Here is a 23,869-nt window from a genome sequence, read left to right as displayed (position 1 = left end):
AGCGAGACGGTGCGGGGCCGGTGCGGGAGGCGGAGAGCGCGGCGTGTGGGTGGGGGGGCCGCCGGATGCCGGTCGGTCAAGTGGCCCGATCCGGCGTTGCGATGGAGGCAAGCGGACAACTGTCCGCTTGTTCGTCGAACCTAACGGACGGCTGTCCGGTGAGCAAGGCCGTCCCCGGCCGCGGCTCGGAAGGGGAAACCATGCGGGACGCGAAAGGCACGTCCACGCGCCCGGACGCGCAGCGCAATCGCGAACGCATCCTGGCCGTCGCGCTCGCCGAGCTGACGCGGGCCGCGGACACACCGGTGAGCGAGATCGCGAAGAAGGCGGGCGTCGGCCAGGGCACCTTCTACCGGAACTTCCCGCACCGGGAGGCGCTGGTCCTGGAGGTCTACCGGTACGAGATGCAGCAGGTCGCCGACACGGCCGCCCAGCTCCTCGACGACCGCCCGGCCGACCGCGCCCTGCGCGAGTGGATGGACCGCCTCGCCCGGTACGCCATGGCGAAGGCCGGCCTGGCGGACGCCCTGCGCGCGGCCACGAGCGGACACGGCAGCCTGGCGCAGGTCGGCCACGGCCCGGTGACCGAGGCCGTCACGCTCCTGCTGGAAGCGAACGAGGCGGCGGGCACCATCCGCCCCGGCGTGACGCCCGACGACTTCTTCCTCGCCATAGCGGGCCTCTGGCAGCTGGATCCCCACAGCGACTGGCAGCCCCGCGCCGCCCGCCTCTTCGACCTGGTGACGGACGGACTGCGGGTGGGGGCGGGCGGGGACGCCGATGCGGAACACATGCGCCGTCATCCGGTCCAACGACCCCCCGGCTAGCTGACGTTGACGACGCGCGCCCTTTCCGGCGGCGCGTCCGGGACGTAGTCGGGTTCCAGGTCCGGGTAGCGGCGCTCACCCGGCACCTGGTCGGCGCCCGCGCGACCGTCAGAAGGGATCTCGTCGGCGGGATGAGTGGTCATCAGCACTCACCTTGCGCGGACGGGTCCCCCAAGACTTCGGAGAGAGTGAGTCGTCATCGCGGCACAGCGCAGCTTCCGCGCAGCCCTCATTCGGTCAGGCCCGCCGCCAGTGCGGCGCCCAGTTCCCAGCACGCCTCGGTGTCGGCCTTGGACGGCTCGCCCGTCACCTTCACGGCGTCCGCCGCGCGGCGCCAGCCGAGGCCGGTCGTGATCGTCTCGATGCCGCGTACGGCGCCGGTGACGTCGTTGCCGCCGTGCACGTAGTACCCGAACGGGCGACCCTGGGTCGTGTCGAGGCACGGGTAGTAGATCTGGTCGAAGAAGTGTTTGAGCGCCCCGGACATGTAGCCGAGGTTCGCCGGGGTGCCGAGGAGCAGGCCGTCCGCCGCGAGGACGTCGGAGGCCGTGGCGGCGAGTGCCGCGCGTCGTACGACGCGTACGCCCTCGATCTCGTCGGTCGTCGCGCCGGCGACGACGGCCTCGAAGAGGGCCTGGCAGTTCGGGGAGGGCGTGTGATGCACGATCAGGAGAGTGGGCACAGCACCGAACCCTGCCGTGCGCCTCCCTTCGCCGCAAGCCGGGTACGGCCCGTGCGCGGAGGTGTCAGGAGCGGTGGCCGAAGAACTCGACCTCGGCGATCGCCACCCGGCGCCCCTTCCCCGTACCGTATGCCGAGTCGACCGTGAGCCGGACCCGGACGGTCTGCGCGCCCCGGAGGTCGAACGTCTGCTGGCCTGCCTGGTCGGTGAGCCGGATCGTGTGAGTGCTCCTGGTGCCGTCCTTCGCGGTCAGTTCCGCGATGATCCTGGCCGGCCGGGCCTGCGTCAGGTACTCGTCCTTGCGGGCCGACGTCCCGGAGAACACCACCATTTTCCGCATCCGCACCGGCGAGTCGAACGCGCACTCCAGGAACTCCCCCGCACCGTCGCCGGTCTTCTTCGGCGCCCAGTAGCGGTTGTTGAAGCCGTCGAACGCCGCACCGGCGGCGTGCCCCGATGCCGCGCTCGAGCCGTGGCACGCGGACGGCGGCATGGACTCCGGCGCGCCCGTCTCGTCCTTGGCGAGGCCGAGGAGTCCGGACAGGTGCGGCAGCGCGAACCACACTCCGGCCAGTACGAGGAGCAGCGCGAGGGGTATGCCCAGTCGAGGTCCCCGTCGGCGTCGCCGGGGACGCGCCCCGGCCGTGTGGCCCTTCGCGGGGCCCCGGCGGAACAGGCGGCGCCACCAGGGCGGGCGTACGTCGGGCGGCAACCCCGGGTCGAGGAGCAGGGCGCACCGGACGCACAGGGTGCGGTCGGGCGCGTTCTCCGCGCCGCAGCCGGGGCACCGCACGACTGCGGAAGCCCTGCCGGGGGCGGAGGCCGGTGCCTGGGGCGCCGAGGCGTCGGGGGTCATGGGGGCGGCGTCCGGGCGGTCGCCGGGGCGGCGGGGGGCGGCGCCGGATGGCTGGGCGGGTGTACGCGGTGTCGGGTCGGGGCGTGCCGGTCCCTGGGCGCGGAGTGCGGGCGTCGGCGGGCGCTGCGATGGGATGGCGGGGAGGGGGTTCGTCGCGTGCGGTGGGGGCGCTGGGGCGGAGGTCGGGGATCCGGGCGCGGGGGGCGCGACGCCCTGTCCCGGCCCCGGCGCCATGGGCGGTGTGGGGGCGGGCGCCGGCGGACTGGGCGTCGCGGGCGCGCCGGGCGACACCGGCTGCGGAGGTGCGGGCGGCCCCGTCGCGCCCCCGGTCCCCTGCGCGCCGTCCTCGTCACCGTCCCACGCGAGAAACGCCTCGCACGAGACGCAGAATTCGCGCCCCGGTTCGTTCCTCGTCCCGCACGCCTCGCAGATCACCGTGCCGCACCCCCCGCGCCCCCGTCCGGAGGCAGGATCTCCAGTGTGAAGCCCACGTGCGCCGGGACCTCCGTGCCGATGCGTTCCTCCAGTCGGGCCCGGTCGATGGTCTGCCCGGGCTGTTCCCTGAGCCGGATCGTCACCCAGGGGCGCGGCGCGCCCGGCAGCGCGGTGAGCGGGCCCGTGGACCACGCGGTGCCGCCGCTCTCCGTGATCTCGGGTTCGGTGCCGGCCGCCAGGCGTACCGCGTCGGCAAGCCCCGCCGACGTGCCGCGCCGGGCGTGCCGGGCCACCGCCCCGCGTACCGTCTCGCGGCGCCGCTCGACCGGGCTGTCCTCGGGGGACTCCACCGCCACCCACTGCGCCAGCCAGGCCAGGAAGTCGTCCGGGGCGCTGCGCGGGTCGAGGTGGGCGGGGAGGTTGTCGATGGTGAGGAGGACCGGGGCGAGGACGTCGTCGAGCGCGGTGAGGAAGCGGCGGAGGAAGTCCTGTTCCAGGTAGACGGCGGGAAGTTGGTCGACGAGCGGGTGCGGGGTGGGGAGTCCGGGGATGCCGGTGCGCATGGTCTCAGGCTCCCCTCACGCGGAGTTGGTGCTCGTAGCTGAAGACCAGGGCGTGCCGGTCGAGGGCGATCTTCGTGGTGGCGTCGGTGCGCTCGCCGGTGAGGGGGTCGGCTCGGTAGAGGCGTACGTCCTCCACCAGGTCCACGCCCGGCACCCGCTGGAGCACGGCGAACGCCTCGCCCGACTGGACCGGCCGCCCGAACGGCCAGCCCTGCCCGTTCGGCCCGCCGGACAGGGCGTTGAAGTACCCGTACAGCGCGGCAAGCGCCGTGTCCCGTACGCGGTCGCGGTCCGCGCCGGGCTCGGCCTGGACGGAGGCGACGACGGTGACGCCCTGGTAGAACGGCGGCTCGACGACGAGGCGGGCGCCGATCGGGCGGCGTTCGTCCAGGTGGCCGGCGATGAGGCGCAGGGTCTGGGCGGGCGGGACCAGCTCGTCGAACACGATCCGTCCCTGCTCGTCGCTGCGCCCTGCCGGTACGACCAGGAGCCGTACGCCCTGGGCGTCGGGCCCGGTGTCGTCGCCGTCGGCGGCCGCCCGGATGCAGTGGACGCGGGCCGCGTCGGGGGCCACCTCGCGGGCGAGGAGTTCGTAGTCGTGCGGGACGACGGCCCGGTGCAGGGTGCGCAGGGTCATCGGGCCGCGCACCCGGGCGCTCTCGACGCTCTCCCCGTCGACGCCGCCGAGCGCGGGGCGGCGGTTCTCCACGCGGGCCACGTACGGGATCGCGCTGCGCAGGGTCCTCAGCGTCGACCGGGCGACGTTTCCGCGCCGCCCGCCGCCCGTGCGGTACGAGCGCACCCTGACCGTGGCGCCCTTGGCGGGGACGGCCCCGTAGTAGCGGATGGAGCCGTCCCGTTCGCGTACGGCGGGGCCGAACTCGACCCGGCCGGAGTTGGGGTCGAGGGTGATGTGCCGGTCGTCGGGGCCGGAGTGCGCGAAGTCGTCGACCCTGGTCCAGCGGGTGTACTCGTCCTCGGGGCCGCTCGCCGGGTCCGCCACCTCGACCACGAAGTCCCCCGGCACGACGGGCGCCCTGCCCAGGGTGAACGCCTGTCCGGGCACTCCTTCCGCCGCGCCGAGCACCTCGTCGGTGATGGTCTCGGCGTGCTCGGCGGCGACCGTGGCACCGATGGTGAAGGCGGTGACGCCCCGGAGCACGGGGGGCGCCAGGTAGGTCGGGCGGCCCGGCTCGGTCTCGATCAGCCGGCAGCGCAGCCAGCCGCCGGTGCGCCGGACGACGGCGGCCGGGGTGTGGGTCTTCGGCAGGTGCAGGATGAGTTCGCCGGACCGGTTGAAGCCTCCGGTGTCGTCCTTCTCCACCTCGCAGGCCGCCCAGCCGGTGCCGTCCCAGGCCTCCCAGACCAGGGGCGGGCGCAGCGGGTCGACGCCGACGCCCTCGACCCGGCAGTCCAGCCGCAGGACGACGACGCCCGCCGGGACGGCGGCCGAGAGTCCCACGTACAGGCAGTCCCCGGGGGCGGGGGTGGCGCCGAAGCAGGCGATGTCGCGCCCGATCACGAGCTGCTCGGTGCGGTCGACGACCTCCTCGGCGGCCGGCCAGGTCGCGAGGTGGGCGAAGGAACAGGGCACGACGGTGAGTTCGGAGGTGGTGGTGAAGACGACCGCCTCCTCGGTCTCCGTACGGACGGTCGCCACCTCGGTCCCTGCGCGGACCACGACGGGGTCGGGGCGGGGGGCGGACAGCCGGAAGGTGACATCGGTGCGGGCGGCCGTCGGCGGGTGCAGGCGCACGCCGATCAGGTCGAGGAAGGTGAGGTAGCTCTTCTCCGGCACCCGGTTCACCCGGTAGACGAGCTGGTCGACCATCGTCGCGAACGCCTCGATGAGTGTGACGCCGGGGTCCGAGACGTTGTGGTCGGTCCACTCCGGGCAGCGCTGCTGGACGAGGCGCTTGGCCTCGTCGACCAGGCCCTGGAAGCGGCGGTCGTCCAGGTGGGGACTGGGCAGCGTCACGCGCCGGCCTCCTCGTCGTCGGGGTTCGTCTCCGGTCCGTGCTGGGGGATCACGTAGAACGGGAAGACGAGGTTGCGGGGGTCGTTGGAGCCGCGCACGGTGTAGCCGATGTCGATGTAGAGGACCCCGCTGTCCGCCGCGTCGAAGCGGACGGTGACGTCGGCGACCTCGACGCGCGGTTCCCAGCGTTCCAGGGCGAGGCGCACCTCGTAGGCGAGCTGCCCGGCCGTTCCGGCGTCGGCGGGGGCGAACACGTAGTCGTTGACGGCGCAGCCGAACTCGGGACGCATCGGGCGCTCGCCGGGCGATGTCGCGAGGATCAGCCGGATCGACTCCTCCAGTTCGCGTTCGCCGCGCACCAGGGCGATGGACCCGGTGGCGTCCGTACGCGGCGGGAAGGCCCAGCCGGCTCCGATGAACTGCTCTCCCATGTCCGTTCAGCCTCCGATCAGCACCGTGGCGCAGCCCGCGAGGATGGGTGCGCCGCAGCCGCTCAGGTCGCCGACGCGGGCGGCGGGTCTACCGCCGATGAAGACGCTCCGGCTGCCCGGGGGCGCGAGCACCGACGGCGGGTGGCCGAGCGGCGACGCGCACTGGTGGGCGGTGCCGACCGTGGCAGCGGGCTTCCCACCGATCAGCACCGAGACCACCCCGGTCGGCCCGACCGTGCCGGGATGGCCCGTGGGGTCGCCGACCCGGGCGGCTGCTGCTGACGGCATGCGCTGCGCTCCTGTTCGTCGCGGATGTGGTGGTACGTCAGTTGAGCTGGATCGTCGGTGCGTTGACGGAGACCGAGCCTCCGCTCTTCAGGTCCGCGCGCCGGCTGCCGTCGAGCGTGACCTGGCCGCCGTGCACCTCCACCGTGCCGTCCGTGGAGAGGGCGACCTTGCCGTTGCCGCCGTTCAGGGCGACGCCGTTGCGGGAGGTGAGGGTGACGCTCTCGCCGGTGAGCGTCAGCTCGCCGCGTCCGGCGTCCAGGGCGACGCCTTTGGCCGCTTTGACGGACACCTGCTCCTTGGCCTCGATGGTGACGCTGCCGTCGCTGTTGATGACGACGGCGGTGCCCCGCCGGTCCAGGTCGATGGTCAGCTTCCCGTCGCCGGTGCGCAGCCGTACGCCCTGCGGGCCGTTCGCCGCGTCCAGCAGTTCGAGCTGGTTGCCGCTCTTGGACGCGAAGGCGCGTCGGTTGACCGCGCCGGTGGTGGGGTCGACGAGGCCGCCGCCGCCGGGGGCCGCGGGGGCGCTCGCATCGCCCCCTCCCCCGCCGGGCCGGTCCTTGCCGTTGTAGAGCCCCGCCAGCACGTACGGCCGGTCGAGGTGGCCCTGCTCGAAGCCGACCAGCACCTCGTCGCCGACCTCGGGGATGAACGCCTCGCCGCCGCCCGTACCGCCGGACTGCGCGGTGCGCGCCCAGTCGCTCGCGTACTCGTCCGACAGCCACGGGAAGCGCACCTTCACCCGGCCCGAGCCCTCCGGGTCCTGCGTGTCCGTGACCGTCCCGCTGACCAGCCCGGACCAGCGGGGACCGCCCCCGGACGCACCGGCAGCCCCCGTGAGTCCGAACAGTGAACGCTCCTGCTGCCCGGACACGGTGATCCAGGTCTCGTACCCGCGTACGGCGTCGAAGACGTGGCGCGAGGAGGTGACGGTGTAGCGGCCCTCGAAGGGCGCGCCGACCGCGTTGAGCGCGACGGCGCTGCCGGCCGTGACCTCGGGGTTGCCCCGGATCACCGCCTCCAGCTCCGCGAACGACCCGGCGATGCGCTCGGCCAGGGCCTTCGCCGCCTGGTCGACCCGGGCCTGCGTGCCGTAGGCCGCGTCGGTGACGACGAACCGCGCCTCGCCGAAGGGGGCGATCACCTCGGCGGCCGTGACCCCGAGCTCCAGCGTGACGGACTTGCCGGCGGGTGCCCGGCCGACCAGCGGCTCCTTGGCACCGATGTCCCAGCCGCGCACCTCCACCTCGGAGACCTGCTCGGCGGCCGACACTCCGGCGCGGCAGCGCAGCAGGTTGGTGCCGAGTTCGAGGACGAGGGGGTCGCGGTCGGCGCGTGCGCTGCTGTCCGGTGCGCCGCTCGCTTCGGCGGGCCGGGTGATGTGCAGCTGCCCGTCCCGTACGTACGCCTGCGCGCCCGCCTCTTCGGCGAGGCCGCGTACGAACTCCCAGTCGGTGACGTTGGGTTGGGCGATGTGTTCGATGACGGGACCGGCCACGTCCACGTTCCCGGGTTTCAGTCCGGCGCGCTGGGCGACCTGGCCGCAGATGTCGGAGAGGGTCATGTTCTGGTAGCTGGCGACGCGGCGGCCGCGCAGCAGGCGGTGCGATTCGTCGAGGCCCCGGACCAGGGTGAAGGTGCCGGTCTCGTCGAGCTCCACCTCCAGGGCGGTGACCGCGCCTTCCAGGAGCGGCCTGGGGGCGGTGTCGGCGCCGGTCCGGGCCAGGAGCCGGGCTTCGCTGCCGATCTTCAGGCCGGTCTGCTGGAGCAGGACGCGGTCGGGGTCGCGGAAGCGGAGCAGGAAGAGGTCGGGGAGCGTACGGCTGTCGTCGACGTACCCCTCGACGAGGGTGTTCAGGAACTTCGCGGGCAGCGGGCGGCCGTCGAACTCCACGACCAGTGCGCTGGCGACCCCTTGGCGTGTCATCGCCCCGCCCTCCGGCCGCCGTTGCCGTCGAGCCGGCCCAGCTCGTCGAGGGCGGGGAGCAGCAGCTGGGTACCGGGTGCCAGCCTGATCGGGTCGTCGATGCCGTTCGCCTCCGCGATGACCCGCCAGGCGCCCGCGTCGCCGTACTCCCGGTGGGCCAGCGACGGCAGCGAATCGCCCGAGGCCACCCGGTGCACCCGCCGGGCCGCCAGCGCGCCCGAGGTGGGGTTCTGGCCGGGTGTCTCCCCGCTGATCTCCTCCATCGTCACCTGGCACACGGCCCGGATCGGTACGCCCGAGGTGGTGAACAGCGTGTACTTCGCGGCGACTTGGCTGACGTACCCGGGGAACCCGGTCAGTCCTCCCCAGTGGAACACCACCCACGGCGGAGACGAACGCTGCTGCTGCCGGGTCTCGTTCGTCGGTACGCAGCACGCGAACAGCTGCTCCACCGCGGTGACGACACGGGTGTCCTGGGTGTCGCCCGCGTCGAAGAACATCTCGACGGTGAGCTTGCTGGGCTGCGAGCCCTGGTACTCCGGCGGGCCCGAGCTCTTCGCGCCCTTGGCCGGGGTGCGCTTCCAGGAGGCGGCCTTCGTGAGGCTCAACTCCTTCGGGTTGAACTGGAAATCGATCCGTCCGCACGGCCCGCCGGGGGTGAGCCCGCCGCCGGTGGGCGGGGTGCGCAGCTCGAGGTAGGCGTGCTCCAGCTTGGGCCTGGCCGAGCCGCCCTTCGCGGCGGACGCCACCCCGGACGTCCCGGCCGCGCTGAAGGCGATGGGTCCCGCGCCGCTCACCGCGCTCAGCCCTCCATCACATAGCCGTGGTGGGCGATCTCGATCGTCTCCATGGCGACCTTGGGCGACTCCGGCGTGAACGAGGGCCCGGTCCAGCGCACGGGCACGACTTCGAGCAGCCCCCACTGGGCGACCTTGCGACCGTCGCCGGTCCGCGCCTCGATGTGCGCGGTCTTGCGGCTGAACCCGGTCGTCATCGTGGCGAACCAGCGCGCCACCTTCTCCGTCTCCCGGGTGAGCGGGCGCGACAGCTTCACGTTGGAGTACTTCAGCCGGGTCGGCAGCTGCCACACGTGCCCGTTGTTGCCGCCCTCCTCCCGCGTCTCCAGGACGACTTCGCAGCCCAGCCCGTCACAGGTGTTGAACGACCCGAGCTCGATGTCGTCGATCGTCACGACGAAGCAGACGCTGACTGCGGGGTCGTCGTCCGGGGCGTTGGCCATGGCGCGTGCCTCTCGATCAGTGACGGGTGTTGATGAGGAATCCGGAGCGCTCGCGTTCGAGCCGCAGGTCGGCCTTCAGCAGTCTGCTGAGGGGCGCGTAGAGCGCCCGGACGAGTTCATCGGTGACGGGTGGCGCCTGCGGTTGCCCGTCGGAGTTCGCGGAGGAGGTCGTCGTCGCTGCCGGTTGTTCCGTGGCCGGCGGCTCGGGTTCGGGTCCGGGCTCCGGATCGGGTTCCGGCGGAGGTGGTGGCGGTGGCTCCTCGGCGGTCTCCGAGTCCCGCTGGACGACCGGCCGTGAGGTGCCGTCGCGGGGCGCGGACGCGAAGACGACGCTCCCGTCGGCCATCCGCTGCGCCACCCCAGCCGCGACGGCGACGGCCCCGGCGGTCCGGACGGAGGCGGGGACGCGGGGTCCCCGGCCGGTGGGCGGCTCCGGCCGGGCGGGCGGCGGGGCCGTCTGCCGCTGTACGGAGGGCGCCGCGCGTTGCAGGGGTGCCGCCGGAGCGCCCGGCGCGATGCCCACGTCCGGGTCGGCCGCAGTCCAGCGGACGGCCACGGCGGGCGGCGGGGCGGGCGGAGCGGGGACGAACGGCGACTGCCTGGGTGCGCTGCTGTCGGGTGCCGCATTTTCCGCCGCGCGCTGGACGGCCGGGGTGTCGCCGGGGGCGTCGGCCGTACGAAGGGTCAGGGGCCGGTCCCCGAGCAGGGGTGCGGTGGGGCGGGCAGGGGCTACGGCCTGCGGAGTGGTGATGCGCTGCACCGGGGCGGCGGGCTCCGGGCGGTCCGTTGTCGCGTCGGGCGCGGGCGCGCTGCCCTCCGGCTTCAGCGGGGCGTCGCCCAGGAGCGGCGCCACGGTCTCCGCCCCGGTGGGGGTGTCCGGGGTCCCGGGCTCCTCGGGGATCAGCAGATCCGTGGTCTCGCCGGGGCTGGACACCGGGTCGGCGGCGTGGGCGGGCGGCGGGGCGCTGTCGCGCTGCACCTGGGGTGGCGGGGGCTGCGAGGGCTGGATCGCCTTGCGCTGGACCGTGGGCGGCAGGCCGGGGAGCGGTGCTCCGAGGCCGCCCATGCGCCGGGGCGGCGGGGGTGGCGCGGGCAGCGGTGGTACGTCGGCGGAGGCGCGCTGTACAGGCGGGGCGCCCGGCGCCGGGACGTCGGGCTCGGCGCCCTCCGCCTGGTCCGGCGGGCCCGCCGGCTCGGTGCGCCCGTCCAGGGGTACGAGGCGCTGCTCCCCGACCAGTTGGCGTACCGGCAGACCGGCCGAGGCGGTGGCGGGCCCGGCCGAGGTGAGGTTCGGCATCCCGTCCCCGTACGCCCGCTGGACGGCGACCGGGGGCGTCCCGCGCCTCGCCGGCATCGGCATCTCGACGGCCCGCTGGACCGGTGGGGGCGGGCTCCCCGGGGCGGCGTCGACCACACCGCGTACCAGACCGGCGGGAGCCTCGGGGCTCACCAGGTGACCCAACGGCGTCCCCAGCGACGCGTCCTGACGCGTTACCAGCCCCGCCTCGAACCCCACCGGGCTGGTCAGCAGGTCCTGGCCCGTGACGGACCGCTGCACAGGCTCCAGCCGACTCACGTCGACCCGGTCCGGCCCTGCCGGGCCAGGGGGCTGCGAGGGCGGGGCATCGGCGGAACGGCCGCCGCGCAGCCAGGACATCAGCCCCATGGTTCCTCGTCCTCCTCGGTGCTCCTGGCTACTGCCCGTTGAGGCGGGCGACCTGTGCGACGAACGTCAGGCGTTCCGGGTGTTCCAGGTCCAGCAGGTCGTCGAGCGGCCAGTGGAAGTGGTAGGCGAGGTACGCGACCTCCTCGTAGAGCAGGTCGGCCGCGTACGTCACGATTCCCCCAGGCGACCGCCGGCGAGATCCACCGCGAACTCCTCGTCGCAGGACGGACAGGTGACGGCAGCGCGGGTGTGTCCCTCGGCGTTGATCCGGCGGTAGAAGTCCTGGAGGAACGCGAGGTCCGACGCGAACAGGTCCTCGATGACGCCCGGGTGGATGTCCTCGACCGTGCCGATCCGGGTCACGACCCTTGAGATCAGGACGACGGAGAGGTACGCGGAGTTCTCCCGCACCCGGTCGTCGCGCAGGGGCACCAGTTCGTCCCGGGCGGTCGCGAGCCGCATCACCCCGCTGCGGTGCACGGTGCCCGACTCGTCCACATATCCGCGCGGCAGCTCGAAGGGGAACTCGGTCCGCAACGGTTCGGACCGGCCCGTGCCCGAGTCCCGTTCCGGAGGGGCCTGGAACTGGACCGTACGCCGCATCAGTCGAGCTCCATGCTCTCGTACGTGATCGCCAGCTTCTCCGTGAGCACCGAGGTGTCACCGGCCTTCAGCGTGCCGATCTCCAGCGACTTCGGCCAGGCGTTGATGAGCTTGTACCGCTTGATGGGCAGGCCCTCGTAGTCGTACACGATGACCGCGCCGTTGCGGCGGGCGTTCGTCATACGGCCGAAGCGGGAGTCCTTGATCCAGCGTTCGAAGCTGTTGTCCTCGGTCAGGCCGCGCGTGACGGTGACCTCGCCGGCCTTGGGACGGCCGGGCAGCTTCTTGATGGCGTACTTGCCGTCGGCGGTGTTCTGCTTCAGCTCGATGACGTCCTGTTCCATCTTCAGACCACTGACCTCGGTGATCTGCTTGATGACGACGCTGTCGAATTCGAGACCGAAGGAGTGCCCGACGGAACTGTCGAGATCGGGAAGTGGCACCACAGGCTCCTTACGCCAGGTTCGGGAACGGGCCGGTCACTGCAGGGCGGCGCGTGCCGGTCACTCGTCGACGCCCCCGGTCCCGCCGGTCAGCTGCGAGAGGCGGAACACGACGAACTCGGCCGGTTTGACGGGCGCGACGCCGATCTCGCACACGACCTGGCCCGCGTCGACGCTCTCCGGCGGGTTGGTCTCCCGGTCGCACTTCACGTAGAACGCCTCGTCCGGGGTGAGGCCGAACAGCGAGCCCTTGCGCCACTCGTTCACGAGGAACGCGGAGACCGTGCGGCGGATACGGGCCCACAGGGCGTCGTCGTTCGGCTCGAAGACGACCCACTGGGTACCGGCGAGGATCGATTCCTCCAGGTAGTTGAAGAGCCGCCGCACGTTGAGGTAGCGCCACGCGGGGTCGGATGCCAGGGTGCGGGCGCCCCAGACCCGGATGCCGCGTCCCGGGAAGGCGCGGATGCAGTTGAGCCCGATCGGGTTGAGCAGGTCGTGCTCGCCCTTGGTCAGCTGCGTCTGCAACGCCACCGCTCCGCGCACCACTTCGTTGGCCGGTGCCTTGTGCACACCGCGCGAGTCGTCGTTGCGTGCCCAGATCCCGGCGACGTGCCCGCTCGGCGGTACGAGGGTGGCGCGGCCGGACGCCGGGTCGGCGACGCTGATCCACGGGTAGTAGAGCGTGGCGTACTTGGAGTCGAAGTTCGCCCGGTCGGTGCGCCAGGACCTGATCTGCTGAGGCGTCAGTCCGGGCGGCGGATCGAGGATGGCGACCCGGTCGCCCATCAACTCGCAGTGGCCGATGAGGGCCTGCTGTACGGCGACGACAGACTCCAGGTCGAGCAGCCCGCGTTCGTACGCGCCCATCAGGTCCGGTACAGCGATCATGGTGACGTCGTCCACGGCCTCCAGGCCGCCCAGCCCGGTGCGGCGGTCGGCGTCGCCGACGTACACCTCGGGGGCGAGCGCGCCGGCGCTCCCGGCGGGCGGGGCCGCGGGGGCCAGGGTGACCGACTGGGGCGCGGGCCGGGCGGGGGCGGCGCCGCGCCCCGACTCCCGTATCTCGATCAGCTCGGACTTGGCGTTGACCCGGGTGGCGACGTTCTCCTTGCTGCGCTTGGTGGTCACGGACGGGTACGTCTCCGCCACCTGGCCGTCGCGCTTCACGATCAGCTGGAACACATCGGACGGCGGGTCCTCGCCCTCCGCCTCCGCGACCTCCACGCTGATTTCGCCGACAGCCCCCGGCCTGGGCTTGACGGCGTAGGGCCCGACCTGGACCTCGGAGCCGGCCGCGAGTTCGCCGTCCGCTCCCCCGGCCACGGTGTCGGAGCCGTCACCGATGCGGACGACGTAGCAGATGCCGCCCCCGTTGGCGAAGAAGCCGTAGACGCTGGAGGCGAGGTACGTGCCGTCCACGAAGTCGCCGAAGGTGCTGACGAACTGGCTCCAGTTCGTGATCAGCGTCGGCTCGTCGAACGGGCCGCGCTGGGCGAACCCGACGAAGGCGGCGACCGACGTGCCCACCCCTTCGATCGGCCGGGAACCGGACTCGACCTCTTCGACGTAGACGCCCGGGGACAGATACGACGGCATATGGGCCTCTCCTTGACGTGCTCCTCGACGTGCTTCCCACCCCGTCGCGTGACCGCTGCCCGACCGGGGAACACCGGCGATTCTCGCCACTGCGGCGATCACCGGGAACGGATAGTCGGCCGCCCTGCCGTGCATGGGGAGCTGCCCGATGAGGCAAGCGGGCCGCGACCGACGCGTCGCGGGGTGTGCCCGGCATGCCCGCCTCACGTCTTGTGCCGCGGGCGGAGCGCGGGCGGCACGCTGACCTTTCGACCACGTCCGGGCGGAGCTGTGCTGGGGGGGGAGGCACGGGTGAAGGCGGTTCCCGAGAAGCCCCCCGCCACCCCGTCCCGCGCCGGCACCCCTCGTACGGAAACGGCCCCCGCCCCCGCCCCGGCGCCGGACCGCCGCAGCATCCAGCGGCTGCAACGTGCCGCCGGCAACGCCGCGGTGTCGCGCCTCGTCGCCCAGCGCTACACGGCCCCCGTCAAGCCGTCACCGGCCCAGGCCCCCGGCTTCCGGAGCGTCAAGGCGGACGTGGCGGCGAAGAAGCAGCGGCTGGCACAGCACCGGCCGGCCGGCACGGAGTCGAAGGCGTCACAGGACGCGGCCATGGCGCCCTCGGACGACAAGGAGGCACAGGGCAAGGCGGCGAACGCGGAGAAGATGAACGCCGCGAAGCCGGGCGAGTTCGACAAGAAGGCGTTCATCGACGCGGTGAACAAGGCGATCGACGCGCAGGCCCCGAAGAACCTTGACGACGCCGACAAGTTCTCCAAGTCCGGCAAGGCGGAGCGGGTCAAGGCGGAGGTCGACGGCAAGGTCTCGGACGGCAAGGAGTCGTCGGCCAAGGACATCGACACGGCGACGAAGGCCCCGCCGGACACCTCGGCCGCCAAGGACAAGCCCGTCACCCCGCTCACCCCTGACCGGCCGCCCGGCAACCCGGGGGCACCGTCCGCGGCGGCCGCGATCCCGGAGAAGCAGCCGGCATCGGTCACGGACTTCTCCGAGGGGCCCGCGCAGAACGACCAGGCGATGGCGGACGCCGAGGTCACCGAGGAGCAGCTCGCCAAGGGCAACGAACCGGAATTCAACGAGGCGCTCAGCGCGAAGAAGACCGCCGAGGCGGACTCCGCCAAGGCTCCGGCGAAGGGCAGGGCGGCCGAGAACCAGCAGCTGTCCGCCGCGAAGGCGGGCGCCGCGGCCTCGGGCGCCGCCGCGATGAGCACCCTGACCGCGACGCGCGCGCAGGCCGGGCAGAAGGTGGACGGCGGCAAGGGCGAGACCAAGTCGAAGGACGAGAAGAAACGCGCCGAGGTCACGGCGAAGCTGCAGAAGGTCTACGACGGCACGAAGAAGGACGTCGAGGCGACGCTGTCCGGCCTGGACAAGAAGGTCGACGCGGCCTTCACCTCCGGCGAGAAGGCGGCCCGGAACGCGTTCACGGCGGACCACAAGCGCCGGATGAAGAAGTACAAGGACAAGCGCTACTCCGGCTGGACCGGCAAGGCGCGCTGGGTGAAGGACAAGTTCGCCGGTCTCCCCGAGGAGGCGAACAGCCTCTACCAGGAGGCCCGCAAGCTCTACGTGTCACAGATGCAGACGGTGATCTCGTCGGTCGCCGACATCATCGGCAGCGAGCTGGGCAAGGCGAAGGCCCGGATCGCCAGGGGCCGGGGCGAGCTGAAGGCCGAAGTCGACAAACTCCCCGCCGAGTTGCGTCAGTTCGGGGAGGAGGCGGCGAAGGACTTCGCGGGCAAGTTCGACGATCTGGAAGCGTCGGTCAACGAGAAGTCCGAGCAGCTGGTCCAGGACCTGGCCCAGAAGTACACGGCCGCGCTCAACAAGGTCGACGAGGAGATCAAGAAGCTCCAGGAGGCCAACAAGGGCCTGATCGACAAGGCGAAGGACGCGATCGTCGGTGCGATCAAGACGATCAACGAGCTGAAGAACCTCCTCCTGGGCATCCTCGCCAAGGCCGCCGGCGCGATCATGAAGATCATCAAGGACCCCATCGGCTTCCTGGGCAACCTGGTGTCGGCCGTCGGCGCGGGCCTCAACCTCTTCATCACGAACATCGCCGACCACCTGAAGACCGGGGTCGTGTCCTGGCTGCTCGGCACGGCGGTGAAGGCGGGCCTCGAACTCCCCCAGAAGTTCGACATGAAGGGCATCATCCAGCTCATCGGCTCGCTCCTGGGCCTGACCTGGGCCAACATCCGCGCCCGTGTCACCCGCAAGGGCGTCCCCGACCAGGCAATGACGGCGGTCGAATCCTCGGTCCCGGTCGCCCAGAACATCGCCCGCGAGGGCCCGGCCGGCGCGGTCAAGGAGATCCAGGAAGAGGCGGGCGACCTCAAATCCACGATCCTGGAAAAGCTGACGAGCTACCTGATCCCCACGGTCATCATCGCCGGCATCACCTGGATCCTCTCCCTCCTGAACCCCGCCTCCGCGTTCGTCCGCGCGGTCAAGGGAATCATCGACATCGTCACGTTCGTGGTGAACCAGGGCGCCCAGATAGTGGAGTTCGTCAACTCGGTCCTGGACGCGGTGGTGGCAATAGCCAACGGCGGCAAGGCGGGCGTCCCCAAGATGGTCGAAACCGCCCTGGCCGCGAGCGTGCCCCTCCTTATCGGTTTCCTGGCTTCTCTGCTCGGGATCGGCAGCCTGGCCGCGAAGGTGAAGAGCGTCTTCCATGCGGTGTCCCGCCCGGTCAGCCGGGCGATCGACAAGATCGTGAACTTCATCACCAAAAAGGGCAAGGCACTGTGGGGGATAATGAAAATAAACAAAAAGGGCGGCGAAAACACCAAGAGAACCCCTCCACGCGACAACAAGAACACGGAAAGCGGAGCATCCGCGAAGCCGAATGACGGGCCTCGAATCATTGACGTCCCTACGAGTATCGGACCGGAGCGTCACACCCTCCGAGCACACTTCACTGGCAAGAATCTTTCCATACTCATGGCAAGTGGAAAATTCGAAGAGGTGGAAAATAAGCTTGAACTTTTGCGAGAAGTATCCAAGTGGATGAAGACCTCCCCGGGAAGAGCACGGACGGGCGAGAAGCTTGACGAGTCCATAGAAGAAGTAAACAAAGCGGCTCTAGATTTGATTTCGAAGTACGCCACAACAGGAGACTCTCCGTCGCGCGACCGGATGGTGGCCAGCGGACTTCACGATCTCAGCGAAATGATTCATAAAATCGGAGTTCGTTTTGGACTTCACGGCTTCGATTTCAGACGCCCCGAGCACAACCTAGTTCCTTCCGCAGTGGATAAATACGGGAGAGCGCTGGCCTACTCAGGCGACCCACTCAGTCTCGCCTCAAAGGATCAGGGGTCTGCTTCGTCTGGGGTATACACACCAGGCATCGACATCGACGGCATCGGCCCTTTACAACGAGGCCACCTCGTAGCAGATCTCCTGGGAGGCCCCGGAAATGACCGGAGAAATTTGTCGACCATCACAACAGCAGCAAACACCGCGATGAAGAAACCGGAACGCGCTGTGGCCGACTTCATCTACAAGGGCGACATATCGAACCAGGTGACTTACGCCGTAAGTATCGAACATGCACACAATGACGCCACAGCATATCAGTCCTGGCTTAGTTCCGAGTTCCCCAGGAGTAGCACAGGGGCGGGCGAGCGCCTCTTTGCGACTGCGTCCACCCACCGCCCGACTCCCAGCGAGATAAACACGATAGTCGGAATCCGCTCACTCACTCAGGCGGATCAGGAGAGGATACTTATCGGCTTGGCGCACTATCTCATATCATCGCGAGTCCTCCTCTCGATCACCGCGAACCCCGGCCCATCCAACAGGATCCCGACACCTTCTGGGTCACCCATTAACAACTCTATTCCGCACCCATGATCCAGCCGCTCAGGTTTCATTACGGCTGCGGACCCCAAATACTCTTTCCACCGAGGGAGCATCTGTTGGAATTCGCGAGCATCACGATGGATGTAATCTACTGCGAGGGATGGGATCCGAGGGAACGTGCAATAGTAGGACCTCTCCACGTATCCGAAGCTCGAATCCGTGATCGCGCCGGAAAACAGTACGCCGCCCTGTTAACACTCAATGACTCCCCTGCAATTCTATTGGAAATTTGCTGGGCGAACAATTCCTGCAATGTCTGGAGATTCGATTCCCTGCGCCGCCGCGCGCTGAAAAGCGACCTGCGGTTGCTGAACGAAGACCAGCTCGTCGTTGTCGAAGAGATTCTCTGGATGTACTACAACGCGGAGCAGGATGAGTTCGACGCCCAGGTCCCCACTCGGATCAGCCAGCTACGGGGCAGCGCTTCGGACGCGACCATGACAGTGATCACTGATCACGCGCGAACCAGTCTGCAAATTTCCGCGAATGTTCCAGACTTCCAAAAGCCCACGTTTGGGAACTTGGCCCCGCTCATTCACGGGACTTACGCCAACGCCGACACCGTCCTACCCTCGGCATGGCCACTCGAAGCAAGCTCAGTCGATATCGAAAACCTGAACAGCGCGCTCAGCCCCGATGGGCACTGGCACCCCATTCCATTTTTCGCGGCCGGATCACCCAGGTATCAACTGGTGGAGAGCAAGCAGCCACCGTTCGGCATTGTCGTATCACCCGGGGATCGTCCGCCATGGCATCCCCCTCGGCCTTTACAGCCCAATCCGGAGCTTCTCGTGATATCCCAGGCGTCCAGAGCCGTATCTATCAGGGGGGAGTCAAGGCGGCTTGATTCCCTACTGGTCGGATCAATGAATCTACCCACAGGGCGGGTCATTGTGTGCGACCCCGACGACTACTTCCTCGAGGAGCGGCTTCCATACTCGGCATCAGTCCCACCAGGGGAATATCGCTTCTTCGTCAACGTAAGCCGTCCGCCCGGCAGCCGTACAGCGAGGGTGGCTGCTGCAGGAATCTTGGTACGGGATGAAGATGTCGCGTGCTGGGAACTGGCGGTTCTTCCGGGAGAGGACATACGCCTGCTCCCCAACGGAACGGCCTACGGTTTTGGCGTCGACTCCGGCATGGCATGTTTCTTCGATGCCTCTTTCTTGCCTCACGCAGCAGCCACTTTCGCCAACGCCGATTACGCACCTCCAGATTCTGCAATTCCCGGTGTGCGAACCTTGCATTTGGGAGGGTCCCACAACAGTGCGGCTCTCGTAGCCTTCGATAGCGGCTGGGGGGATGGCCGTTATCCGGTCTGGATCGGCAAAACAGCGAACGGTAAAGTCGCTTCATTCATCGCGGACATGCAACTGGACGCAGCGCGGTAGGGCCACCCCGCGCCCTACACCGACAATGGCCCAGATCCTCGGGAGCTCTGACAATGACAACGGTCACTCGTCAGTTACTTTCACCGGCAGGGCCTTCAGGCCGTTGATGAAGTTCGACAGAAGGCGGCTTGGTGGAGCCGCAAGGTTGAAAGTTCCTGGTGGCAGGAGGCCGCACATCTCCTCGTACAGCACGCGCAGTTGCAGACGGGCGAAGTGGGCGCCCAGGCATACGTGCGGGCCATAGCCGAAGGAGACGTGGGGGTTGGGGGAACGGCTGAGGTCCAGGGTGAAGGGGTCGGGGAAGGTCCGTTCGTCGTGGTTGGCCGAGGCGTGGAAGACGACGACCTTGTCGCCGGCGCGGATGCGCGTGCCTGACAGGGTCGTGTCCTGGGTGGCCGTGCGCCGGAAGGAGAGGACCGGCGGGTGGCGACGGAGGAGTTCGTCCACGGCGGTCGCCATGTCCACCTCATTGTCGTGCAGTCGGCGGTACTCCTCCGGGTGCGTGGCCAGGAGTTGGATGCCGCCGGGAACCGCACTGCGTACCGTGTCGTTTCCCGCGACAACCAGCAGGAAGAAGAACATCTCCAGTTCCGGCGCCGTCAGTTCGGGGTCCGTGGCCAGTGCCGTCATCACGTCGTCGGCGGGGTGCCGGCGTTTGTGGGCCACCAGGGAGTGGGCGTAGTCGAACATGTCGCGCAGGGCCGCCGGAGAGCGCGGGTTGACCGGTGCGTCGGCGCGGCCCGGCTGCGGTGTGCCCGCTTCCTCCGGGTCCTGGTAGCCGATGACGCGACGCGTCCAGTGGAGGAGCAGCCCTCGGTCCGAGTCCGGGATGCCCAGCAGGTCCGTCAGATTGAGCAGCGCATAGTCGTCGGTGACCTCACTGACGAGGTCGCAGGTGCCGTCACCCTCCCGTGCCGCGGCCACCGCGCGGCTCAGCAGCGCGCGGGCGCGTTCACGGGCGACGGTCTCGAACCGGGCGATGCGCCTCGGAGTGAAGGCGCGGCTCACAAGAACGCGCAAACGCCGGTGGTGCGGCGGATCCTGGTTGAGCATCATGCGGCGGATGAACGGCAGGTCGTCCGGGTCGGAGTCGCGGATCTGGGTGGCCCCGAGGTACGACGAGTACGCCGAGGAGTCCCGCAGGACCCGGACCACGTCCGCGTGACGGGTGACCGCCCAGAAGCCGGGGCCCGCCGGCCAGCCCAGCACCTCGTGCTCCTCCTGCCACGCGACGGGCCGGTGGTCGCGCAGGCGGCGGTAGCGGTCGTGGGGGACGCCGCGGGCGTACTGCCGGGGGTCGAAGACATCGGGCACGGCCCCCGGCAGGACGGGCTCGCTCACGCCGTCTCCCCGCCGTCACCCGCGTCCGCCCGCAGGAAGTCCTCCACCACCCGGATCAGGTCGAGCGGCGCCTCGTCCATCGCGTAATGGCCGCAGGAGGGCAGCTCGACGAGCGTGCCCCGCGGGAACCAACGCATCCAGGTCTCCCGCTGCACCTCGGCGGAGAGCGCGGGATCGAGCGCTCCCACGATGGCCAGGGCCTCGACCGGCGATCCGTCGATCCGGTCGTGGAAGGCCTCGCCCGCCCAGGAGTCCAGCCAGGCCCGGAACGCCTTCTCGTCACTGCACCGGACCGAGCGCCGGACCATGCGGTCCAGCCAGGCCGCCGGACGCCGGCCTCCCGTGGTGAGGTCCAGGATGATCCGCCGGTTCTCGGGGCTCGTCGCCGCACCGGAGAACAACTCCCACTGCTCGGGCGACAGCGGCAGACCGGACGCGGGCACCGGCGAGATGCCGACCAGCCGGCGCACGCGGTGCGGCGCGGCCGCCAGCGTCCGCTGGATGACGGAGCCGCCCATCGAGTGGCCGATCAGCGAGAAGCGCTCCCAGCCCAGCCGGTCGGCCAGCGCGAGCACGTCCGCCGCGCCCTCGGCCGTCGTGTACGAGCCGGCCACACCCCTGGCCTCGCCGTACCCCCGCAGGTCCGCCACCGCGTACTGGAACGAGCCGGGGTCGAGGTCCCGCACCACCGGGTCGTACGCCGAACGGTCGGCGAACCAACCGTGCACCGCGATCACCTTGTGCGGGCCCTCGCCGTACAGCGTGTGGGGCAGAACCCCTCCAGGCAGAACAGACAATGCGGTCACACCGGCTCCCGTCGCCGTAGCCCTCGGTCCAGCCGGTCATCGACAGCCCGGCTCCGACCACGGTGGCTCCCCGGCCCGTTCCACGCAAGGGGGACACCCGTGTCCGGGCTCCGGGCGCGCGTCCTCGGGTCAGGAGGTCAACAGCCCCAGATACGGCCCGAACTCCGACGCCAGCGTGAGACGGCCCAGTTTCTGGTACTCCCTTTGCACCGCGTGGATCAGCGTGGCCATCGTCACCTCGCCGCCCGTGTCCGCCGCCAGGTACGCCGCCGTCACCGCGATCGAGCGGATGTTGCCGCCCGCCAGCTCGAAGTTCTCCGCGCAGAAGGCGAGGTCGAGGTCCGCGGCGCGCGGGAGCGCCGTCCCCAGGCAACGGTCCCAGAGGATCAGGCGCTGTTCCGGGTCCGGGACCGGGAAGTCGATGACCAGGTCCAGGCGGCGGGTGAAGGCGTCGTCCAGGTTGGCGCGGAGGTTGGTGGCGAGGATGGCCAGGCCGTCGAAGGACTCCATGCGCTGGAGGAGGTAGGCGCTCTCCACGTTGGCGTAGCGGTCGTGCGCGTCCTTCACATCCGAGCGCTTCCCGAAGATCGCGTCCGCCTCGTCGAAGAGCAGGACCCCGTTGACCCCCGCCGCCTCCGTGAAGATGCGTTCCAGGTTCTTCTCGGTCTCGCCCACGTACTTGTCGATCACCGTCGCCAGGTCGACCGTGTAGAGGTCGAGCCCGAGGTCGGCCGCGATCACCTCGGCCGACATGGTCTTGCCCGTGCCGGAGTCCCCCGCGAAGAGCGCCGAGACCCCGCGCCCCCGGCCGCCGCCCGGCCGCATCGCCCATTCCCCCAGCACCCGGTCGCGGTGGCGGGCGCGGGCGGTCAGTTCGCGGAGCTGGGCGTGGGCGTCGGGTGGCAGGACCAGGTCGTCCCAGGTCACCGTGGGTTCGATGCGGCGGGCCAGGCGGTCGAGGCCGGCCGCGTTCTGGGCGCGGGCCCCCTGGCGTACGTGGTCCGGGGTGAGGGGCCCGCCGTCGAGCCGGGCCGTCTGGGCGGCGCTGCGGGCGGCGCCCGTGACCTGCTCCGGCGTCAGGAGGAACGGGGCAAGGAGGTGGTCCGGGTCGACGCCGGCAGGCACAGCGCCCGACCCCGTACGCCGGTACGCCTCGCTCCACAGCGCCCCGCGCGCCGACGGCTCCACCCTCGGGGCGTGCACGAGCAGCGGCGGCACCGTGGACCAGGAGGCGTCCCACGGCACCCGGCCCACCATCACCGTCGGCACCGGGGTAGCCGTCAGGAGGCGTAACAAATAAGGGTGTTCGCGGGACACCGCGTCCAGCGGGGCGCACACCAGCCCCGCCCCGGTCAGCCGCGCCTCGCGGACCAGGGCCCGTACGGCGTCGGCGGGGGCCGGGTCCGCCGCCAGGCGGGCGAGGTCCACGCCCAGGACCCGCAGACCCGCCCGCTCCAGCGCCGACGCCGCCAGGGCCGTGCCAGCCCCGCCCTGGTCCTCGCCCAGGTAGACCAGCGGGACGCCGCCGGCCAGGACCCGGGCCAGAGCCGCCGGGTCGCCCACGCCCCCGACCGCCTCGCAGGGCGCCGTGACGTCCGCGAGGCGCGGATCCCTCGTGTCGTCGCCGAGCAGGTGCGCCGTGACCCGGTCCGGGACGCGCAGCGCCCGGCTGAGGAACGGGCGGTCCAGGTCCTCGGCCAGCAGCAGCCCGGCGTCCCGGAGCGGGGCGGCCGCCGCCAGCCTGCCGCGCGCGACGGCGTCGGCCGGGGACACCCCGCACAGGCCGAGGGCCAGGCCGATGGACGGGCGCCGGCGGGTCACGTCGTCGTTGAGGTACCCGTAGAACGCCTCGAAGCGGTCGTCCAGGTCCGGCACGAGAGCGATGAGCAGGATCTCGGTGTCGAGCGGCGTGAGCCCGAAGTCCGTTGCGAGGGCGGTGAGCCGGGAAGGCCCGGACCTGGTCGGGCCGTCATCTCCGACCAGATCCGGGAACCCCCGCGCCCCCTTCTCGTCAAGCAGCCGCGCGATGTTCTCGTCCGTCAGGTACAGCCCCCGGAACGCGTCCTCCGGGTCCGGGTCCGTGTGCTGCCGGGCCTCCACCGCCCGGCGGACGCGTTGCTCGACGGCGGTTGCCCGGGCGAGGAGGTGGCGCAGGTTCAGGTCGTCGTCGGGGTGGCCCGGTGGCGTCATGCGGTGGGGTCCTCCCTCGCGGCGTCGGCGGACCGGTTCTCGGTGATCCGCACTCCCAGGCCACGCCGGCCGGCGGCGGCCGGCTCCTCCCGTACCGGACGGCCTGGACGGCTTCCGTAGACCGGGAGCCCGCCCCGCAGCGGCTCCGGTGGGCCCGGCATGTCGCCGAACCGGGCGTGCAGCCCGTCGTCGCCGACCGGCGGCCCCGCCGGGTACGTCGGCGAGGCCGTCACCGGCACGCTCACCACCAGGTCGAGCGACGGCTTCAGCTCGCCGCCCAGCGCGCTCCACACGTCGGCGAACGAGCGGTCCTCCGGCGGCGGCAGAGCGATCGACATGGGCACGGCGGCCCCGATCTCGGCGAGTGATCCGGCCAGCCGCTCCGGGGGCAGCGCCTCGTACGCGAGGAGGCAGGCGAGCAGGGAGGAGAGCAGCCGGTGCTCGTCCTCCGGGCGCTTGGTCCACGCGGTGATCAGGTACGAGAGCTTGAAGTAGCGCGGGGGGCGGCGCCGGGCCACGACGGCGCCGCGTTCGTCGTACTCGTTGTGCAGGCCTCGTTCGCGCCGCCGCATGTCCTCGCGGATGTCGTAAAGGTAGAGGTTGACCATGGGGGCGTTGACCTTGGCGGCCCACTCGCGGGTGGGGGCGTCGAAGACGACCGTGATCTGGCCGCCGCCGAGCACCTCCGCCCGGATCAGGGACCGGAGTACGTCGTCCACCTCGTGGATCACCT

The 23,869-nt window shown here is 70.8% G+C and carries 22 protein-coding genes; 3 read left to right on the top strand and 19 right to left on the bottom strand.

The window, feature by feature from the left end; genetic code table 11:
• The first annotated feature begins 200 nt into the window (after positions 1-200).
• The gene (locus tag OG242_RS30730; protein WP_405901271.1) at positions 201-827 is read left to right on the top strand and encodes a TetR/AcrR family transcriptional regulator; all 627 of its coding nucleotides are present in this window, start codon (positions 201-203) and stop codon (positions 825-827) included.
• On the opposite strand, the gene OG242_RS30725 is transcribed toward OG242_RS30730, so the two are convergent.
• The 15 genes from OG242_RS30725 to OG242_RS30655 all read right to left on the bottom strand — a co-directional run bounded on the left by OG242_RS30725 (position 824) and on the right by OG242_RS30655 (position 13,535).
• Positions 824-970: a hypothetical protein gene (locus tag OG242_RS30725; protein ID WP_405901270.1), complete on the bottom strand. Its 147-nt coding sequence runs from the start codon at positions 968-970 to the stop codon at positions 824-826. The two genes, OG242_RS30730 and OG242_RS30725, sit on opposite strands and share 4 nt — an antisense overlap.
• A gap of 86 nt (positions 971-1,056) precedes the next feature.
• Complete coding sequence (locus OG242_RS30720) at positions 1,057-1,509, bottom strand: flavodoxin family protein (RefSeq protein WP_405901269.1); 453 nt, start codon at positions 1,507-1,509, stop codon at positions 1,057-1,059.
• Between the two features lie 64 nt (positions 1,510-1,573).
• Positions 1,574-2,365: an NADase-type glycan-binding domain-containing protein gene (locus OG242_RS30715; RefSeq protein ID WP_405901268.1), complete on the bottom strand. Its 792-nt coding sequence runs from the start codon at positions 2,363-2,365 to the stop codon at positions 1,574-1,576.
• Positions 2,366-2,796: 431 nt separating this feature from the next.
• Entirely contained in the window at positions 2,797-3,363 is a 567-nt protein-coding gene (locus OG242_RS30710) for a phage tail protein (RefSeq protein ID WP_405901267.1), read from the bottom strand.
• Between the two features lie 4 nt (positions 3,364-3,367).
• The gene (locus OG242_RS30705; RefSeq protein WP_405901266.1) at positions 3,368-5,341 is read right to left on the bottom strand and encodes a putative baseplate assembly protein; all 1,974 of its coding nucleotides are present in this window, start codon (positions 5,339-5,341) and stop codon (positions 3,368-3,370) included.
• Entirely contained in the window at positions 5,338-5,772 is a 435-nt protein-coding gene (locus tag OG242_RS30700) for a GPW/gp25 family protein (RefSeq protein WP_405901265.1), read from the bottom strand. Before OG242_RS30700 ends, OG242_RS30705 begins: the two co-directional genes overlap by 4 nt.
• A gap of 6 nt (positions 5,773-5,778) precedes the next feature.
• The gene (locus OG242_RS30695) at positions 5,779-6,060 is read right to left on the bottom strand and encodes a PAAR domain-containing protein (RefSeq protein ID WP_405901264.1); all 282 of its coding nucleotides are present in this window, start codon (positions 6,058-6,060) and stop codon (positions 5,779-5,781) included.
• Positions 6,061-6,097: 37 nt separating this feature from the next.
• The gene (locus OG242_RS30690) at positions 6,098-7,984 is read right to left on the bottom strand and encodes a VgrG-related protein (RefSeq protein ID WP_405901263.1); all 1,887 of its coding nucleotides are present in this window, start codon (positions 7,982-7,984) and stop codon (positions 6,098-6,100) included.
• On the bottom strand, positions 7,981-8,781 hold the full coding sequence (locus tag OG242_RS30685; RefSeq protein WP_405901262.1) for a peptidase M23: 801 nt from the start codon (positions 8,779-8,781) through the stop codon (positions 7,981-7,983). The genes OG242_RS30690 and OG242_RS30685 overlap by 4 nt, the downstream gene beginning before the upstream one ends.
• Positions 8,782-8,786: 5 nt before the next feature.
• Positions 8,787-9,224: a phage tail protein gene (locus OG242_RS30680; protein ID WP_018099789.1), complete on the bottom strand. Its 438-nt coding sequence runs from the start codon at positions 9,222-9,224 to the stop codon at positions 8,787-8,789.
• Between the two features lie 16 nt (positions 9,225-9,240).
• Positions 9,241-10,890: a hypothetical protein gene (locus OG242_RS30675; RefSeq protein WP_405901261.1), complete on the bottom strand. Its 1,650-nt coding sequence runs from the start codon at positions 10,888-10,890 to the stop codon at positions 9,241-9,243.
• Positions 10,891-10,918: 28 nt separating this feature from the next.
• A complete protein-coding gene (locus OG242_RS30670; protein WP_405901260.1) occupies positions 10,919-11,062 on the bottom strand; it encodes a DUF6760 family protein in 144 nt (47 codons plus the stop codon).
• Entirely contained in the window at positions 11,059-11,493 is a 435-nt protein-coding gene (locus tag OG242_RS30665) for a hypothetical protein (protein WP_405901259.1), read from the bottom strand. Before OG242_RS30665 ends, OG242_RS30670 begins: the two co-directional genes overlap by 4 nt.
• Positions 11,493-11,936, bottom strand: a complete 444-nt coding sequence (locus tag OG242_RS30660) for a phage tail protein (protein WP_018099792.1) — start codon at positions 11,934-11,936, stop codon at positions 11,493-11,495. The genes OG242_RS30665 and OG242_RS30660 overlap by 1 nt, the downstream gene beginning before the upstream one ends.
• A 60-nt stretch (positions 11,937-11,996) precedes the next feature.
• Positions 11,997-13,535 carry a phage tail sheath family protein gene (locus OG242_RS30655; protein ID WP_405901258.1) on the bottom strand — a complete coding sequence of 513 codons (1,539 nt, stop codon included), beginning with the start codon at positions 13,533-13,535 and terminating at the stop codon, positions 11,997-11,999.
• A gap of 291 nt (positions 13,536-13,826) precedes the next feature.
• Here OG242_RS30655 and OG242_RS30650 point away from each other — a divergent pair, with 291 nt between their 5' ends.
• Positions 13,827-17,399, top strand: coding sequence for a DNA/RNA non-specific endonuclease (locus tag OG242_RS30650; RefSeq protein ID WP_405901257.1), 3,573 nt, complete (start codon positions 13,827-13,829; stop codon positions 17,397-17,399).
• A complete protein-coding gene (locus OG242_RS30645) occupies positions 17,396-18,799 on the top strand; it encodes a DUF4241 domain-containing protein (RefSeq protein ID WP_405901256.1) in 1,404 nt (467 codons plus the stop codon). Before OG242_RS30650 ends, OG242_RS30645 begins: the two co-directional genes overlap by 4 nt.
• Positions 18,800-18,862: 63 nt before the next feature.
• Here OG242_RS30645 and OG242_RS30640 read toward each other — a convergent pair whose 3' ends face one another.
• The 4 genes from OG242_RS30640 to OG242_RS30625 all read right to left on the bottom strand — a co-directional run bounded on the left by OG242_RS30640 (position 18,863) and on the right by OG242_RS30625 (position 23,867).
• Positions 18,863-20,140, bottom strand: a complete 1,278-nt coding sequence (locus OG242_RS30640; protein WP_405901255.1) for a cytochrome P450 — start codon at positions 20,138-20,140, stop codon at positions 18,863-18,865.
• On the bottom strand, positions 20,137-20,937 hold the full coding sequence (locus tag OG242_RS30635) for an alpha/beta fold hydrolase (protein ID WP_405901769.1): 801 nt from the start codon (positions 20,935-20,937) through the stop codon (positions 20,137-20,139). The genes OG242_RS30640 and OG242_RS30635 overlap by 4 nt, the downstream gene beginning before the upstream one ends.
• A 138-nt stretch (positions 20,938-21,075) precedes the next feature.
• The gene (locus OG242_RS30630; RefSeq protein WP_405901254.1) at positions 21,076-23,136 is read right to left on the bottom strand and encodes an ATP-binding protein; all 2,061 of its coding nucleotides are present in this window, start codon (positions 23,134-23,136) and stop codon (positions 21,076-21,078) included.
• Positions 23,133-23,867: a DUF4255 domain-containing protein gene (locus OG242_RS30625; protein WP_405901253.1), complete on the bottom strand. Its 735-nt coding sequence runs from the start codon at positions 23,865-23,867 to the stop codon at positions 23,133-23,135. The genes OG242_RS30630 and OG242_RS30625 overlap by 4 nt, the downstream gene beginning before the upstream one ends.
• Positions 23,868-23,869: the final 2 nt, after the last annotated feature.

It is taken from the genome of Streptomyces sp. NBC_00727 (assembly GCF_045161745.1).
In the GTDB taxonomy this organism is placed as follows: domain Bacteria; phylum Actinomycetota; class Actinomycetes; order Streptomycetales; family Streptomycetaceae; genus Streptomyces.
This window is presented reverse-complemented; position numbering and strand designations above follow the sequence as displayed.

What these genes read in the sequence shown, in the direction of transcription:
- OG242_RS30730 (WP_405901271.1), top strand. Translation starts at nt 201, where the DNA reads ATGCGGGACGCGAAAGGCACGTCCACGCGCCCGGACGCGCAGCGCAAT.
- OG242_RS30725 (WP_405901270.1), bottom strand. Translation starts at nt 970, where the DNA reads ATGACCACTCATCCCGCCGACGAGATCCCTTCTGACGGTCGCGCGGGC.
- OG242_RS30715 (WP_405901268.1), bottom strand. Translation starts at nt 2,365, where the DNA reads ATGACCCCCGACGCCTCGGCGCCCCAGGCACCGGCCTCCGCCCCCGGC.
- OG242_RS30710 (WP_405901267.1), bottom strand. Translation starts at nt 3,363, where the DNA reads ATGCGCACCGGCATCCCCGGACTCCCCACCCCGCACCCGCTCGTCGAC.
- OG242_RS30700 (WP_405901265.1), bottom strand. Translation starts at nt 5,772, where the DNA reads ATGGGAGAGCAGTTCATCGGAGCCGGCTGGGCCTTCCCGCCGCGTACG.
- OG242_RS30695 (WP_405901264.1), bottom strand. Translation starts at nt 6,060, where the DNA reads ATGCCGTCAGCAGCAGCCGCCCGGGTCGGCGACCCCACGGGCCATCCC.
- OG242_RS30690 (WP_405901263.1), bottom strand. Translation starts at nt 7,984, where the DNA reads ATGACACGCCAAGGGGTCGCCAGCGCACTGGTCGTGGAGTTCGACGGC.
- OG242_RS30680 (WP_018099789.1), bottom strand. Translation starts at nt 9,224, where the DNA reads ATGGCCAACGCCCCGGACGACGACCCCGCAGTCAGCGTCTGCTTCGTC.
- OG242_RS30675 (WP_405901261.1), bottom strand. Translation starts at nt 10,890, where the DNA reads ATGGGGCTGATGTCCTGGCTGCGCGGCGGCCGTTCCGCCGATGCCCCG.
- OG242_RS30665 (WP_405901259.1), bottom strand. Translation starts at nt 11,493, where the DNA reads ATGCGGCGTACGGTCCAGTTCCAGGCCCCTCCGGAACGGGACTCGGGC.
- OG242_RS30655 (WP_405901258.1), bottom strand. Translation starts at nt 13,535, where the DNA reads ATGCCGTCGTATCTGTCCCCGGGCGTCTACGTCGAAGAGGTCGAGTCC.
- OG242_RS30645 (WP_405901256.1), top strand. Translation starts at nt 17,396, where the DNA reads ATGATCCAGCCGCTCAGGTTTCATTACGGCTGCGGACCCCAAATACTC.
- OG242_RS30630 (WP_405901254.1), bottom strand. Translation starts at nt 23,136, where the DNA reads ATGACGCCACCGGGCCACCCCGACGACGACCTGAACCTGCGCCACCTC.